Here is a 16,489-nt window from a genome sequence, read left to right as displayed (position 1 = left end):
AATGTTTGCCCATAGCGACATTCATTTCTTTTCACACTGCTAAACATTTTATTTTATCCCATACTTGACACTATTCAACAAAAAAACTCTATCTTTGTTTTATAATTGAGACACAGCATATAATGGGATGATTTATCAATCCCTTTACCGATTTTGGCTTTAAGTTTTTATTCGGCAGAGAGGTAGAAAAGGAGTTATTAATCGACTTCTTGAATGATTTGCTCGTAGGAGAGCATGTAATTACCGACATCCAGTTCCTAAACAACGAACAGCAGCCGGAAGTAAAAACAGAACGAGGACTTATCTATGATATATATTGTAGAACCAATACGGGGGAACATATTATCGTAGAAATGCAGAACCGGGAACAGCCTTACTTTAAAGACCGTGCCCTTTTCTATCTCTCTAGGGCTATTACCCAACAAGCGAGAAAAGGGATTTGGAACTTTCAATTAGATGCTGTGTACGGAGTGTTCTTCATGAACTTCGTGATGGACAAGGATATACCCTCTAAAATCAGAACGGATGTTATCCTTTCTGACAGGGATACAGGTAAGCTTTTCAATAGTAAGTTCCGGCAGATTTTTATTGAATTGCCGAACTTTAATAAAGAAGAGGATGAATGTGAAAATGATTTTGAACGCTGGATTTATATATTAAAGCACATGGATACACTTGATCGAATGCCTTTCAAGGCTCGTAAAGCCGTTTTTGAACGACTGGAAAAGTTAGCCTCCAAAGCGAATATGACCCAGGAGGAAAGAATGCAGTACGAGGAAGAATGGAAAGTTTACAACGATTATTTTAATACGTTGGACTTTGCAGAACAAAAAGGTATACAAAAAGGTATACGAGAAACAGCCCGTAAATTGAAAGAATTAGGGGTGGATAATGATATTATCATAAAATCTACGGGTATTTCGAAAGAAGAAATAGAGAAATTATAATCTTTCTCCTATTATTAATAGGCGACTCATGCATTCAAACATGAGTCGTTTTTGTTTATTCATATATTTATATTAATCAGGTGTGAAAAGCTTCCTTCCCCTGATAACTCTTTTTAGTAGCTTAATTCCATTGCTTTTCGATATTCTTTTTTATATTTGCCTACGTTAATGAAGGAGATACGACAATTGAGAGATAAAATATTGATAGGATGCATATTGTGTCTGTTCTCTTTTATATCAAAGGGGGCAGCCAATAATTATATAATGAATCCTTATACTCATCAGGAAATCTCTGCCGACTCCATCATAGAACGTGTGATGACCTTTGCGCCTTTGTATGAAACGATAGTCAGCGATTATCGTGCGAACCTATATATAAAAGGTAAGATGGACATTCAGAAAAAGAATTTTATTCTCCGCTATGTACCTTCTATGTTTCGTTTGCAAAAGGGTGTTCGCGAATATCTGCTTGAAACATACAGTGACCTGCATTATACAGCTCCCAATATTTACGACCAAAAAGTAAAAGCCTCCCAAGGAACTGTGAGGGGAAACAGAGGATTGCCGGGTTTGCTTGAATACTTTAATGTAAATATCTACTCTTCTTCTTTGCTGAATGATGAACGCTTGCTATCACCACTGGCTAAAAACGGGCAGAAATATTATAAGTATCGGATAGACAGCGTAATGGGAGATCCTAACAATCTGGATTATCGGATACGTTTCATTCCCCGTACCAAGAGCGATCAGTTGGTAGGTGGATATATGGTGGTTAGCAGCAACGTCTGGAGTGTTCGTGAAATCCGTTTTTCGGGAAGATCGGAGCTGATAACATTTACCTGTTGGATTCAGATGGGAGATGTCGGCAAAAAAAATGAATTTCTGCCGGTGCGTTATGATGTAGAAGCCCTTTTCAAATTCCTCGGAAATAAGGTAGATGGTAATTATACAGCTTCTTTAGATTATAAATCCATCGAACTGAAAGAAAAGAAGGTACGTAAGAAAGAGGAGAGGAAATATAATCTTTCGGAATCTTTCTCTTTACAGTGTGATACGAATGCTTATAAGACGGACGCCTCTACCTTTGCTATCATGCGCCCGATCCCTTTGAACGAGAGCGAGAAAAAACTATATTTCGACAATGCGCTTAGACGTGACACGGCTACCATACAAAAGCCATCCAAGAGTCAGGCCTTTTGGGGAACGATGGGGGACTTGATGGTAGAAGATTATAAATTCAATTTGTCCAATATCGGAAGCGTACGGTTCTCTCCGTTTATAAATCCGCTTTTATTCAGTTATAGCGGAAGCAACGGTTTGTCTTATCGACAGGATTTCCGTTACAACCGTCTTTTCAGAGGGGATAAATTACTTCGTATTGTGCCGAAACTCGGATACAACTTCACGCGTAAAGAGTTCTACTGGTCGTTGAATGCCGACTTTGAATACTGGCCGCAGAAACGGGGATTCTTCCGGTTGAATGTAGGTAATGGTAACCGTATCTATAGCAGTAAGGTGCTCGACGAACTGAAAGCCATGCCGGATAGTATCTTTAATTTCGATTTAATTCATCTTGATTATTTCAAGGACTTGTATTTTAACTTCCGCCATACAGTTGAGATAGTCAACGGACTGGATATCGGTCTGGGTTTCTCTGCCCATAAAAGAACAGCCGTAGAGCCTTCCCGTTTTGTGATTACCGGTGATTATCCGATGCCGCCTCCGGAGTTTATGGATAAATTCAAGAACACTTATATCAGTTTCGCTCCCCGCATCCGGATAGAGTGGACGCCGGGACTCTACTATTATATGAACGGAAAGCGAAAGATAAACTTACATTCTATCTATCCAACCTTCTCGGTCGATTATGAACGGGGAATTAAAGGAGTATTTAAAAGTACGGGCGAATATGAAAGAATAGAGTTTGACCTTCAGCATCAAATCCGGATGGGATTGATGCGTAATATTTATTATCGTTTCGGATTCGGGGCATTCACCAATCAGGATGAACTGTATTTTGTGGACTTTGCCAATTTCTCCCGCCATAATCTTCCCGTAGGCTGGAATGATGAAATCGGCGGAGTATTTCAGGTGCTTGACTCACGTTGGTATAACTCCTCCCGTCGTTATGTGCGGGGACATTTCACCTACGAAGCTCCATTCCTTATTCTCCGGCATCTGATGAAGTACACCCGTTATGTGCAGAATGAACGTATTTACATCAGTGCACTTTCTATGCCGCATCTTCAACCTTATCTGGAAGTCGGATATGGCATCGGTACGCATATTTTCGACGTGGGAGTCTTCGTAAGCAGCGAAAACTGGAAATTCGGAGGAATAGGCTGTAAGTTCACGTTTGAGTTGTTCAACCGATAGTTTTTCCCCGTTCCGGTTGTTTTATCGAAAGATTATACTTATCTTTGTATAAGAGAGGATGAGGGCCGAATTTAGCATCAAAGAGGTGTAGTCGCCTCGTAAGCACAGGTGTTTTTCCTAGAAAATAAATTCTAAGGTATAAATACCTAAATTTATTTTAGTAAATAACTCATCCTCTCTTCTCTTTGTTTATATACATAATACAAAATGGACGGAATTCTAATAACGATACTTATTGTCACAGGTTTTCTGATTTATAAGATGATTTCCTCAAGCAGAAAACAAGAGGGGTATAAAAGATGGAAAGCGACAGACGGTAGTAAGGAAGAAAAGACTACTAAAGTAAAATGGGAGCATGGAGCCTGGCTTAGGCATGCTTTGGGAGCGACAGTTTCAAGAGCACAGTATGTTCAAAAGTATGATGAATCGGCTGTTGTCTGGTGTGCCAATCTGTTGGGAATGGAAACGGGACAATTGAAGGAAATACTACGAAACGTTTCTGTACATTACCGGGAATTTTGGATGAGAAAAAGAAAAGGAGGGTATCGTATGATCTCTGCTCCTAACAAAACAATGCAATCCATTCAAGCGACTATTAATTCACGTATATTATCACCTGTAACGATGATTCATCCGGCAGCGGTAGGTTTCCGGAACGGTCATTCTGTAGTCGACAATGCCAATCCTCATTTAGGAAAGCGGTATGTGTTGAAAATGGATATTCATGATTTTTTCTTTTCTATACGGAGTCCGAGAGTGAAAAAGACATTTGAGAAGATCGGTTATCCGGAAAATGTATCTAAAGTATTGGGAACGTTGTGTTGTTTGCACAGACATTTGCCGCAGGGAGCGCCTACAAGTCCGTCGTTAAGTAATATCGTTAGTTATGAGATGGATAGGAAGTTGGCGGCATTGGCAGCGGAATACGGACTGACTTATACCCGGTATGCCGATGACCTGACTTTTTCGGGAGATGTATTTCCCAAAGAGCAGATTATTCCCCGTATTAAACAAATCATTCGTGATGAGAAATTCGAACCGAATCATAAAAAGACCCGTTTCATCAATGAGTATGGTAGAAAGATTATCACGGGAGTGTCCATCTCTTCCGGTGTGAAACTGACTATCCCTAAAGCCAGAAAGAGGGAAATCCGAAAGAATGTCTATTTCATCCTGACGAAAGGTTTGGCAGAACATCAGCGACGGATTGGTTCGAGTGATCCTGTCTATCTGAAACGGCTGATTGGAGAGCTTTGTTATTGGCGGTCAATAGAACCGGACAATAGCTATGTATCCGATTCTATTGCTGCCCTGAAACGTTTGGAGAAAGGGTATTGATCTAATTTCTGTCACCTGAATCTACTAGACAGGATCACTCGAACCAACATTTAATCCGCAATCGTCACCCGTTCATTTTCAATTTTGGCATAATTCCTTTTCACGGCTTCGCGAATACCTCTTTGCATGGCAGCGTCTATGTTCGATCCCATACGGGCAAAGCCGAATTGTTGTGCACATGCTTTTATCAAATCTGCCACAGGCAGGCTAATGGAGTCTGTCAACAGTTGTCGGATGGCATTGGCTATCTCTTCAGGAGCTATATCTGTCGCTTCTCGCTCGGAAACCGGACGATAAATAGAGTAGGAGATACATTGCTCTCTGTTTTTCCAGCAGAAAACAAATCCTTCATGTTCGGTGCGATAGATATTTAGTGTATCTAAAGCCGTCTCTATCTGTGTTTCTACCCGTGCTCCCAAACGACTGATTCCCCATTCAGACAGAATCTTCTTGCAAAGCAATGATTTGCTGACCGGAGCTTCATTCTCTATAATCTTCCGTATTTGAGAAGTGAGGATAGAATAGCTTTCACTAAAGAAAAAGTCTTCCGGCGAATAGCTGCCTGGAGTGATCTTTGCCGATCGGTACTTTTGCTGTATTCCGCTTTGTGCGGAAGATGCGAAAGCAGTTTGCTTTTCAGAAGTGGCAGGTGATGCTTTGAGTACAAATGAAATTTCATTGTTATCTCTCTCTGCAGTCGGTACTGCTTCTTTTATTGACTCTTCTTTTATTGGCTCTTCTTTTGTTATTTTTTCTTTGTCTGTCGACTCTTTGTTCACAGATTCTTTTTCTGCTGTCATTGGGGCAGAATCAATTTCGGTGGTTGTCGTTGTTTGGGCATTAACCTTTGAACTCTTTTTGCGTGCGATAGCCTCTTGAATAGCAGCTATTACTTCGTCCGGTTTTTCCCACCAGTCCATAGTCCATATCCGGTAGATATCCCAGCCGAGTGCTTTCAGTACATTGTTTTGCACAATTTCCCGGTCACGTGCGGTCTTGGTACGTTTGTAGTTTTTGCCGTCGCAGATAATACCTAATTGATAGTTGGAGGTATTTTCGGTGTCAACGATACCTATATCTATTTTGTAACCGGAGCATCCGATGTCTGTATGCACGGTGTATCCCAATGAACGCAGTTTATCGGCAATGATATTCTCGATGGAGGCTGCTGTTTCCGTTGATTGGGCTGTCACACTGTTGATTGTATTCCTAGTTCCTTTCTCCGCATATTCGAGGAAACGTTTTAATCCGGCTACTCCGATAGAGGAAGTCCGGTTCAGGTCAATCATATCCGATCTTAAAGTGGAATAGATAATCATCTCATACCGGGCACGGGAAACGGCCACATTCAACCTTCTTTCGCCACCTACCCGGTTCAATGGGCCGAAATTCATGCTGACACGTCCTTCCGCATCCGGACCGTAGCCCACAGAAAAGAGAATAACGTCCCGTTCATCTCCCTGCACATTCTCCAGGTTTTTGATAAACAACGGTTCGTCACATTCCAGAGCAAGAGTTTCCAGTTCGGGATGGAAGATAAAGAGGTCGGAAAGTAAGTCTTCTATCAAGGCTTGCTGAACGATGCTGAAAGTCACCACACCGATACTTTTCTTTCTCAATTCCTCGCTTCTCAATCTTCTGGCTATTTCGTCTACCACCGCTTGAGCTTCCGCCCGGTTTTGGCGCGATTTGCCTTTATCATAATAACCGTTGATGTTGACTATCCTGACTTTCGATTCAATGTTGTCCGGAGAAGGGAAAGTCATCAGTTTGTTATCGTAATATTCGGAGTTGCTGAAAGCGATGAGGCTCTCATGTTTGCTTCGATAGTGCCACAATAAATATTTGGAAGGGATAGACAAAGCAAGGCAGTCGTCAAGAATACTCTCCAAATCCTCCATCTCAATATTATCTTCATCTACGGTGCTGACCGAGAAGAAACTGGTAGGAGGCATTTGTTTCGGGTCCCCCACGATAATCACGTTTTTGCCTCGGGCAATAGCGCCCACCGCTTCATAAGTAGGCATCTGTGACGCTTCGTCAAAGACAATCAAATCGAATTTGTCAGCATCCGTATCAATGAATTGAGCGACGGAAAGCGGGCTCATTAGCATACACGGACACATACGCGACAATAAAGTAGGAATCTGATCGAACAGCTTGCGGATGGATATGCCACGAGCATTGTTGCGGATATTCTTTTGAAGGATGCCCACTTCGGAACTTTGGATAGCTTCGTGAGTAAAAGACGGAATGTTGGAAGCCAGCCGCGCAAACAATTCTTTTTTGGTCGTTTCTTCGAATTTGGCGGATATTTGTTTGTATTTAGCAATAATATCGTTGAAAATTTTGCCGTTGAATAATTCCAACGTGGGTTCTTTGGCAATGATATACTGAATAACCGCCTGGTAGAAACTCTTGTAGAAGATGTCTGTCAGTTGGTCGGTAGGGATATTCTTTTCCTTATATTCTGTCGCGACAAATCCGATTCCCAGTTTATTCAGAGTTTGGTATGCTTGTAACCACTGATACCAGTCTTTGAGTTTGTCGAGGTTATCTTTCCAGGTTTGGGCTTTTGATAGCGCAATCGTTATCCAGTCGGCTGAAGAGGTATAAAGCTCTTCTGTTGATATACCCAACGTGTCGGACAACTTCTTTTCAATGACTGTGAGTGTATCCGACAACTGATACAGTTCATTGAAAGAGTGAGCGTGAATATCTCTGAATGTTTGAATTCTTTCTGTGAGCTGTACAGACAAATTCTGTTTGATTTGTGACACCTTGGCTATGTCCTTTGCGTAATTCAGCAAATGCGAGTGAAGAGAAGCCATGTCATTGATAATCTGCTCAATGGCAGTCCAATCCTCATTCTTGCCGAATCGTCCGAACAAAGAGGGGAGTTGGCCGGTGTATTTCTGAACAGCGTCCTCTTCTTCCTGATACCGGATAATCCGGTGGAGTAGCGGTTTGATGTCTTCTGTTTCAATGGTTTTTAAAGCATAGATGTTGATAGCCTTTTTGATTTTTCGCTGACCGAAATATCTGGGAAGGAACCATTGATCGGATACCCGGTTCCATTCGGCTACCGTCTGCTTTGCGTTGATAGACAGAATCTCTTTGGTGAATCCTGCCTCTATTTCTTTTCTTTGTTCATCACGTTTTTGCCCATGAACCACCACTTCACGATATTCATTCAGCGTTTCATTCAATAACGGCAGAGTCAGCAATCCCGGAGTCAGCTCCGGAATATCGAGTATTCTCCGGATGATACAGGCAATCGTTTGGAAATCCTTGCGTGTCGGGTGTATATCCGTATCTTTCAGAAGTACGGAAAATACATCCAACTTCTGCCGGATGGTATTTAATAAATCAATGAAACCGGTAAGTAATTGGGAGGCTTCTTCTTTTCCGGCAGATGAATATTCGGAAATCGAGATACCTGTTAATGGATGCCGATAAGGGTGTCCGCACGCATTGGCGGTTCTGACCAACGATTCGATAGCCTCTTCCCATTGCGCAAATGTATCTTTGTCTAATGTATCCAGATAAGGTTGTGGAATCTCAAAACAAGGTTCGACGTCCACAGATTGATAATGGATAATGGCGTCGTATAGTGAAACTCCGAACGGATATTCTTTATGCAGGGCTTCGATATACTGATTCAGTTCCGCCCGCAAATTCAGCAAACGTTCCGCTTCCTTTTTGAATTCTTCGGGAGGTGTCTGCCTGATAATTTCCGTTGTTTCTTTCAGTTGTGAGATAACGGCGGATTTCTTTGTTTTGTTGGAATGAATTTCCAAACAGAACGGAGCCAAACCGATAGCCGCCAATCGGTTTTGAACAACGGAGAGGGCAGCCATTTTTTCCGCAACGAATAAGACACGTTTCCCTTTGTAAAGTGCGTTGGCGATGATATTGGTAATCGTTTGTGATTTACCCGTTCCCGGAGGACCGTGCAGGATAAAAGTCTTATCGTGTACGGCTTCATAGATAGCTTCCAATTGCGAAGAATCGGCAATGATAGGCAATACGATGTCCGTTGGCGACAGTTGTTTGTCCATATCCGTTGCGTCTATTTCTTCTGTTGCGGCTTCCCATTCTATCTTTCCGTTGATGAGGCTTGAAACTATTTTGTTCTGAACCAGTTTATTGGCATTGTTGTGAATGTCATTCCACATGATGAACTTATTGAAAGAGAAGATGCCTAAGATGGCCTGCTCTTCCACGTCCCATTTGCGTTGGTTTTTGATACTGTTACGAATGATGGAATAAATCAGTTTGACGTTAACGCCGCTTTCATCGGTGGGCAACGGGTCTAATCCCGATACGGTAATTCCGAAGTTTTGGCGAAGCATTTCTAATAACGTAATATTCATCATCGTTTCCTCTTCCCGTGAACGGATCACATAGCCTTTAGCTGCCGACTTACGGATGATTTCAACCGGCATTAGCAGGATGGGAGCGTAGCGGGGACGTTCGCTGGAAGGAGTCTCGTACCATTTCAAAAGTCCGAGAGCCAGATAAAGAGTGTTGGCTCCGTTCTCTTCAATAGAGGTACGCGAGGAACGGTATAGGTGAGTCAGTGCTTTGCCTAAATCGTTTTCGGACAGATAAAAACGCAGTCTTTTCTGTGAAAGCTCCGAGTTGATGAAACCAACCACCGGATCAGACTCCGGTACAGAGGAATAAATTCCGAAATCCATCGCCGGGCTTTCCCAATCGGCAGGGCGGTGCAGGATGCGGAATTCTTCTCCGTCAGCCAATGCATCTTCCAGACAAGCCAGATTAGCCGGGATCAGTTGGAGCGTGTTTTTGGTAATCCGGATATTCAGCAGGTTGTTGCGAAGGCTCAAGTCCAGCAACCGCCTTTCCCATAACAGTTGTTTGGTGATTACGGTCTGGGTTTCATTGCCCGATAAATCATACGGATTGATACTTTGCGGAGTGGCATGAACGGCACTTTTCTGAATGTTGGTCTCTTTTTCGTCGACTTCCCATACCTGTCCGTGCAAAATACGTTGAGGGATGGGGCGTACACCCGAATATCTCGCTCTTTTGATGTCTATTGCAAGAAGGAAGTTATTCCCGTCCGTCAACTTTCCGTTTGCTTTCTTCACCGCATCGTCAAAATCGGACGAATGTCCCATGTTCATGCAGGTCGTTTCGACCAAAGTAATGTCGTAGATTCCTTCCGCTGTTCTTTTCGTTAATAGAGAAACATCATCAATCGTAGGATCCGGGAAAGTTTCCGGTACCAGCCAGGCTCCTGCAAAGGCATGCCCTTGCGTGATGACGATTAAAGCATTCAGCCCGATTGCCTCCAGGCAGGAAGCATAGAGCAAAGCCATATCCAGGCAGGTTCCCAATTTCTGTGCCATTACAGAATCGGCTAACCGGACACGCTGCCCATATTCTTCGAAACTGGCGGGAACGGTACTATATATAATCTGTTGCTCCGCGATAGCCGTATAGATGGCAGCCATCTGTTTCCTCACCCTGTCCGGAGTGCGGCTTTGATATTCATCGAGAGACGGGTTACCGGTCCATTGCCCCAGGATGGAAGCTGCTCTTTTGATAATCGGCAGGAGAGCCGTATGATTGGGAGTGATGAAAGCAGCCAGCATTTCGGGCAATACGTTGAGTCCGCCCCATTGGTCGTATGCCAGGATGTCGATAGGATATGTTTGGCAGAATATCGGTTCCGCTTCAGCAGTAATTTCAATTTTCAGGTTGCCGGATAAACGTTCGGTCAGTTGCGTGAAGTAGTTGGCGGACAAAGTGAGATTGAATGACGACAGACGGATCGAATCGTTGGCCGGGATCTGTTCAACAGCCATCGGAGCGGCGTTTCCGAAAGTCGGTTCTGTCGTGATTACTACTTGAATGTCCTTCAGTGGGGCAGATGTCGTGTTCTCAATAGAAAGCTGATGAATGACCGATGCTCCGTTTTGTTGTATCGCAAAATTAATAAGCGGTAAATAGTCGCATTGCACCTTGACTTTGTCCAATCTCTCGTCCATGGCAAAAACTGTATAAATTAAGAATTGCAATATTACAAAAAATACGGATATAAATCTCTTTTCTTCTGCCATTCTTTTGTCAATCAAGAAAATATTTCTACCTTTGCGCCCGATTTATAGATAATATAATGTCTTATTTAATTAAAGTATTAAACAATTTTATTATTAATGGAAAACTTAAAGAACGTAGCTCCTATTGAAGATTTCAACTGGGATGCTTATGAAAATGGCGAAACAGTAACCAACGTTAGCCACGATGAACTTGAAAAAGCTTACGACGGTACGCTTAACAAAGTGAACGACCGTGAGGTTGTTGACGGAACCGTAATCGCAATGAACAAGCGTGAAGTAGTTGTGAACATCGGTTACAAATCAGACGGTATCATCCCTTTGAATGAATTCCGTTACAATCCGGACCTGAAAGTAGGTGATACTGTAGAAGTATACATCGAAAACCAGGAAGACAAAAAAGGACAGCTCGTTCTGTCACACAGAAAAGCCCGCGCTACTCGTTCTTGGGATCGCGTTAACGCTGCTCTGGAAAATGAAGAAATTATCAAGGGTTACATCAAGTGCCGCACGAAGGGTGGTATGATCGTAGACGTATTCGGAATCGAAGCATTCTTGCCGGGTTCTCAAATCGACGTTAAACCGATCCGCGACTATGATGTATTCGTTGGCAAAACAATGGAATTCAAAGTGGTTAAAATCAACCAGGAATTCAAAAACGTTGTTGTATCTCACAAGGCTCTTATCGAAGCTGAACTGGAACAACAGAAGAAAGAAATCATCGGTAAACTCGAAAAAGGACAAGTTCTTGAAGGAACTGTTAAAAATATCACATCTTACGGTGTATTCATCGACCTTGGTGGCGTAGACGGTTTGATCCACATCACTGACCTTTCTTGGGGACGCGTTAGCGATCCGAAAGAAGTGGTTGAACTGGATCAGAAGCTCAACGTTGTTATCCTTGACTTCGATGACGAAAAGAAACGTATCGCTCTTGGTTTGAAACAACTGACTCCGCACCCATGGGATGCTCTTGATACTGACTTGAAGGTTGGTGACAAGGTGAAAGGTAAAGTGGTTGTTATGGCTGACTACGGTGCATTCATCGAAATCGCTACTGGCGTAGAAGGTTTGATCCACGTTTCAGAAATGTCTTGGAGCCAACACCTGCGTTCTGCACAAGATTTCATGAAGGTAGGCGACGAAGTGGAAGCTGTTGTTCTTACACTTGACCGTGAAGAACGTAAGATGTCTTTGGGTATCAAACAACTGAAACAAGATCCATGGGAAACAATCGAAGAGAAGTATCCTGTAGGTTCTAAGCATACTGCAAAAGTACGTAACTTCACTAACTTCGGTGTATTCGTAGAAATCGAAGAAGGTGTAGACGGCTTGATCCACATCTCTGACCTTTCTTGGACTAAGAAAGTGAAACACCCGTCAGAATTTACACAGATTGGTGCTGACATCGAAGTTCAGGTATTGGAAATCGATAAAGACAACCGTCGTTTGAGCCTTGGCCACAAACAACTCGAAGAAAATCCTTGGGATGTATTCGAAACAGTGTTCACTGTAGGTTCTGTACACGAAGGTACTATCATCGAAATGTTGGATAAGGGTGCTGTTGTAGCTCTTCCTTACGGTGTAGAAGGTTTCGCAACTCCGAAACACCTTGTAAAAGAAGACGGTTCACAAGCACAGTTGGATGAGAAACTTGAATTCAAAGTGATCGAGTTCAATAAAGACGCTAAGAGAATCATCCTGTCTCACAGCCGTATCTTCGAAGATGTAGCTAAAGCTGAAGAAAGAGCAGAAAAGAAAGCTGCTTCTGGCGCAAAGAAAGCATCTTCTGGTAAGAGAGAAGATTCTCCGATGATTCAAAACCAAGCTGCTTCAACTACTCTGGGCGACATCGACGCTCTGGCTGCATTGAAAGAACAGTTGGAAGGAAAGAAATAATCTGAACAGAATATTTTCTGATGAAGGCGCTCCCGGTTGGGGGCGCCTTTTTCTATTCACCACAGAGGACGTAGAGGACACAGAGGGTAAGAAGGGTAAGGAGGATATGGAGAGGATATGGAGGACAGGAAGGATATGGAGAATACAGAGGGGGTGAAGGCTTGATTTAACAAACTAACGATGGCGATATATTTTATTTATATAAATCTACCCTCTTCTTATCCTCCGCATCTTCTCCATATCCTCCTTACCCTTCTTACCCTCTGCGTCCTCCGTGTCCTCTGTGGTGAATAGAAAAAAAAGTTTCTTCCTTTGCAAGATTGAATCTGAAATGCTTTATCTTTGCATACCATGGAAAAATTTGAGTTACATATATTGGGATGCGGTTCCGCTTTGCCTACCACGCGACATTTTGCGACCTCTCAAGTCGTGAACCTGCGTGAAAAACTATTTATGATTGATTGTGGCGAGGGAGCACAAATGCAGTTACGTCGTTCGCGACTGAAATTTTCCCGATTGAATCATATCTTCATCTCTCATCTACATGGTGACCATTGTTTCGGATTGTTGGGGCTGATTTCTACATTCGGATTATTGGGAAGAACAGCCGATTTGCATATTCATTCTCCACGAGGACTGGAAGAACTGTTTGCACCGATGCTTGCTTTCTTTTGCAAGACTTTGACTTATAAGGTGTTCTTCCATGAATTCGAAACGAAAGAGCCGATGCTTATCTACGATGACCGTTCGGTGACTGTAACCACCATCCCTTTAAAACATCGAATTCCCTGCTGCGGTTTCCTTTTTGAAGAGAAACAGCGTCCGAACCATATTATCAGAGACATGGTGGACTTTTATAAAGTCCCGGTCTATGAACTGAACCGTATCAAGAACGGAGCAGACTTTGTAACTCCCGAAGGAGAAGTAATACCCAATTTGCGTTTGACCCGTCCTTCGGCTCCGGCTCGTAAATATGCTTATTGCTCCGATACAATCTATCGCCCGTCGCTTGCCGAACAAATCAGCAATGTAGATTTGCTTTTCCATGAGGCTACCTTTGCGCAGACAGAGCAGGCACGTGCCAAGGAAACTTATCATACTACAGCTGCGCAAGCCGCACAACTAGCTTTGGACGCCAATGTGAAACAATTGGTGATCGGACACTTTTCAGCCCGTTACGAGGATGAATCTATTCTATTTGATGAAGCATCCGCCATTTTCCCGCAAACCATTTTAGCGAAAGAGAATATGTGTATTGACGTTGATGGAGGAACTGTGTATGAGAAATAGACGCCTGCTTTGGGGAGCGGTAATCCTGTTCGTCGTTTGTTTGGCAGCCTGTAAGAAAGAGAAACCCCAATCTCCGATACCGGACTCTCTGGCTTCCCTGCAAGAACTGTTCAACCCTGCTTATCAAATAGATGCCGACAGTATTCGTCTGATGATCCGTTCCTATTTGAACGAAAACCCTATAACTCCCTGGGATTCGGCTTTGTTGGCCCATTATCGGGAAAAAGATGAATTCTTCTGGTTGAATGACTCGCTCGTGTCCGATAAACCTGCCGCACAGGTGGCGGACTCTATGTTGTTCTGGCTGGGAGACATCTCACGGCATGGCATTAACCCGAATCTTTATTCGGTTGATAGCATCCGTGAGAGATTGCAACAAATACGTTCTTTGAAGTTGCAGGAAGGAAAGACAATGAACCGTCTGTTGGCAGATGTGGAATATCAGTTGACAGCCGCATATCTTTCGTATGTGTGCCAGTTGAAGTTTGGTTTCTTGCCTTCGGAACGCAGATGGAATGATTCGATCAATCGTATCCCCTTAAAACATTGTGATGTTACTTTTGCAAATGCCGCCCTCGATTCATTGCGTGCAAATCCAATTGCTGCTCTTCATGGAGCACAGCCTTCTTCTCCGCTTTATCGCAAGATGCAGGAAGAACTGGTTCGTGTAAATGCTTGGGGGAAAACGGATACTACGGATTATTACCGGAATCGTCTGTTGGTAAATATGGAGCGGGCACGTTGGCAATATGCATTGGACAAAGGACAGAAATATGTGATAGCCAATGTGGCGGCATTCATGTTGCAGGCAATCAACGAAGAAACGGACTCTATCCTGGAGATGCGTATCTGTGTGGGGAGTGTGAAAAATAAAACTCCTCTGTTGTCGAGCAGGATTTATTATATGGAACTGAATCCGTATTGGAATGTACCTCAAAGTATTATCCGGAAAGAAATCATCCCTACTTATCGCAGAGATACGACCTATTTCACCCGTAATCGCATGAAGGTATACGATAAGAACGGCTTACAAGTAAACCCTCATCAGGTTAATTGGGCTAAATATGCAGGAAAAGGTGTACCTTATACAGTGAAGCAGGACAATAAAACGGGGAATTCATTGGGACGCATCATCTTCCGCTTTCCTAATCCTCATTCTGTATATCTGCACGATACTCCTTCCCGGTGGGCTTTCACGCGAAACAATCGTGCAGTGAGCCACGGTTGCGTCCGCCTTCAGAAAGCACTCGACTTTGCTTTCTTCCTGTTGAAAGAACCGGATGAATTATTGGAAGACCGTATCCGCATTGCAATGGATATCAAACCGGTGAGTGAAGAGGGGAAGAAGCTGCCTGTCAGTGCGGCCTATCGCGAACTGAAACATTATAGTTTAGAGAAATATATATCTTTATTTATAGATTATCAGACGGTTTATCTGTCTGCCGATAATAATTTGAGGTATTGTGAGGACATTTATAAATATGATTCGTCTTTACTAGAGGCAATGAACAACTTGAATTTGAAACCATAAATAAACATACAGATACAAGAGATTATGATTCCTTATAACGAACGCGAAGTTCTGAAACTCCTTCAGGAGGAGAGTACACAGCGGAAAGGATTTGAAATGATTGTGGCGCAGTATAGCGAGCAATTATATTGGCAAATCCGCCGGATGGTACTGTCGCATGAGGATGCGAACGATCTCCTGCAAAACACTTTCATCAAGGCATGGACGAATATCGATTATTTCCGTGCCGAGGCGAAACTGTCTACCTGGCTCTATCGCATCGCGCTGAACGAATGTCTTACCTTTCTGAACAAGCAGCGCGCTATGACTACCGTGGATATTGACGATCCTGAAGCTGCGATTGTGCAGAAGTTGGAAAGTGACTCCTATTTTTCGGGCGACGAAATACAGTTGTGTCTGCAAAAAGCTCTATTGACTTTGCCGGAAAAACAGCGTATGGTGTTCAACCTGAAATATTATCAGGAAATGAAATACGAAGAGATGTCGGAAATCTTCGGCACATCGGTTGGTGCGCTCAAGGCGTCATATCATCATGCGGTGAAGAAAATAGAGAAGTTTTTAGAAGAAATAGATTAAACCTTTTAAATTGGACGTTGTCTAAGTAAAAGAGAGGAGAAAAACGTATGAAAGAAGAAGATATCCTATTGAAGAAGCTTGGTAAGGAAAATTCCTTCAAAGTGCCTGATGGTTACTTTGAAAACCTGACTTCGGAGGTAATGAATAAACTTCCTGAAAAAGAAAAAGTTGTTTTCAAGGAAGAATCTGTCAGCACATGGACAAGACTGAAACCATTGCTCTATCTCGCTGCTATGTTTGTAGGTGCGGCCCTGATTATCCGGGTAGCGTCGACAGATCACAAGCCTGCTGCGGTCGATGAAGTGGCGGTGACGGAGGTGGATACTGAAGTCGTATCGGACGAAATGCTGGATGTGGCACTAGACCGCGCTATGCTGGATGATTATTCGTTATATGTTTATTTGAGTGACGCAAGTGTAGAATGATTTATTAAAACTGATTGA

Annotated in this window: 9 protein-coding genes; 8 read left to right on the top strand and 1 reads right to left on the bottom strand. The window is 43.0% G+C overall.

Translation table 11 applies throughout. The features are described 5' to 3' along the window. The first annotated feature begins 134 nt into the window (after window positions 1-134). The 3 genes from DW173_RS02895 to DW173_RS02885 all read left to right on the top strand — a co-directional run bounded on the left by DW173_RS02895 (window position 135) and on the right by DW173_RS02885 (window position 4,661). Window positions 135-947 carry an Rpn family recombination-promoting nuclease/putative transposase gene (locus tag DW173_RS02895; RefSeq protein ID WP_233562089.1) on the top strand — a complete coding sequence of 271 codons (813 nt, stop codon included), beginning with the start codon at window positions 135-137 and terminating at the stop codon, window positions 945-947. Between the two features lie 168 nt (window positions 948-1,115). Continuing rightward, entirely contained in the window at window positions 1,116-3,323 is a 2,208-nt protein-coding gene (locus DW173_RS02890; RefSeq protein ID WP_199722808.1) for a DUF5686 family protein, read from the top strand. A 207-nt stretch (window positions 3,324-3,530) separates the two neighbouring features. Next, window positions 3,531-4,661 carry a retron St85 family RNA-directed DNA polymerase gene (locus DW173_RS02885; RefSeq protein WP_049703296.1) on the top strand — a complete coding sequence of 377 codons (1,131 nt, stop codon included), beginning with the start codon at window positions 3,531-3,533 and terminating at the stop codon, window positions 4,659-4,661. A 50-nt stretch (window positions 4,662-4,711) separates the two neighbouring features. Here the strand turns inward: DW173_RS02885 and DW173_RS02880 are convergent, their stop codons facing one another. Beyond that, window positions 4,712-10,753 (bottom strand): DUF3320 domain-containing protein, encoded by a 6,042-nt coding sequence (locus tag DW173_RS02880; protein ID WP_120143684.1) that lies wholly within the window; start codon window positions 10,751-10,753, stop codon window positions 4,712-4,714. 96 nt (window positions 10,754-10,849) lie between these two features. Here DW173_RS02880 and rpsA point away from each other — a divergent pair, with 96 nt between their 5' ends. From rpsA to DW173_RS02855, 5 genes are all read left to right on the top strand, one after another. Further along, window positions 10,850-12,649 (top strand): 30S ribosomal protein S1, encoded by a 1,800-nt coding sequence (gene rpsA / locus DW173_RS02875; protein WP_120143682.1) that lies wholly within the window; start codon window positions 10,850-10,852, stop codon window positions 12,647-12,649. Window positions 12,650-13,000: 351 nt separating this feature from the next. Then, complete coding sequence (locus DW173_RS02870) at window positions 13,001-13,939, top strand: ribonuclease Z (RefSeq protein ID WP_049703294.1); 939 nt, start codon at window positions 13,001-13,003, stop codon at window positions 13,937-13,939. Beyond that, on the top strand, window positions 13,929-15,470 hold the full coding sequence (locus DW173_RS02865) for a L,D-transpeptidase family protein (protein ID WP_233562087.1): 1,542 nt from the start codon (window positions 13,929-13,931) through the stop codon (window positions 15,468-15,470). Before DW173_RS02870 ends, DW173_RS02865 begins: the two co-directional genes overlap by 11 nt. A 24-nt stretch (window positions 15,471-15,494) precedes the next feature. Further along, window positions 15,495-16,046 carry an RNA polymerase sigma factor gene (locus DW173_RS02860; protein ID WP_008016827.1) on the top strand — a complete coding sequence of 184 codons (552 nt, stop codon included), beginning with the start codon at window positions 15,495-15,497 and terminating at the stop codon, window positions 16,044-16,046. 47 nt (window positions 16,047-16,093) lie between these two features. Next, complete coding sequence (locus tag DW173_RS02855; RefSeq protein ID WP_004315844.1) at window positions 16,094-16,471, top strand: hypothetical protein; 378 nt, start codon at window positions 16,094-16,096, stop codon at window positions 16,469-16,471. The last annotated feature ends 18 nt before the right edge of the window (window positions 16,472-16,489 follow it).

The sequence above is a fragment of the Bacteroides sp. AM16-13 genome (genome assembly GCF_003602705.1).
Taxonomy (GTDB): Bacteria; Bacteroidota; Bacteroidia; order Bacteroidales; family Bacteroidaceae; genus Bacteroides; species Bacteroides xylanisolvens.
Note: the sequence above shows the minus strand (reverse complement) of the source record. Positions and strands in the feature narration are given on the sequence as shown.

What these genes read in the sequence shown, in the direction of transcription:
- DW173_RS02860 (WP_008016827.1), top strand. Translation starts at nt 15,495, where the DNA reads ATGATTCCTTATAACGAACGCGAAGTTCTGAAACTCCTTCAGGAGGAG.
- rpsA (WP_120143682.1), top strand. Translation starts at nt 10,850, where the DNA reads ATGGAAAACTTAAAGAACGTAGCTCCTATTGAAGATTTCAACTGGGAT.
- DW173_RS02855 (WP_004315844.1), top strand. Translation starts at nt 16,094, where the DNA reads ATGAAAGAAGAAGATATCCTATTGAAGAAGCTTGGTAAGGAAAATTCC.
- DW173_RS02880 (WP_120143684.1), bottom strand. Translation starts at nt 10,753, where the DNA reads ATGGCAGAAGAAAAGAGATTTATATCCGTATTTTTTGTAATATTGCAA.
- DW173_RS02890 (WP_199722808.1), top strand. Translation starts at nt 1,116, where the DNA reads ATGAAGGAGATACGACAATTGAGAGATAAAATATTGATAGGATGCATA.
- DW173_RS02885 (WP_049703296.1), top strand. Translation starts at nt 3,531, where the DNA reads ATGGACGGAATTCTAATAACGATACTTATTGTCACAGGTTTTCTGATT.
- DW173_RS02865 (WP_233562087.1), top strand. Translation starts at nt 13,929, where the DNA reads ATGAGAAATAGACGCCTGCTTTGGGGAGCGGTAATCCTGTTCGTCGTT.
- DW173_RS02870 (WP_049703294.1), top strand. Translation starts at nt 13,001, where the DNA reads ATGGAAAAATTTGAGTTACATATATTGGGATGCGGTTCCGCTTTGCCT.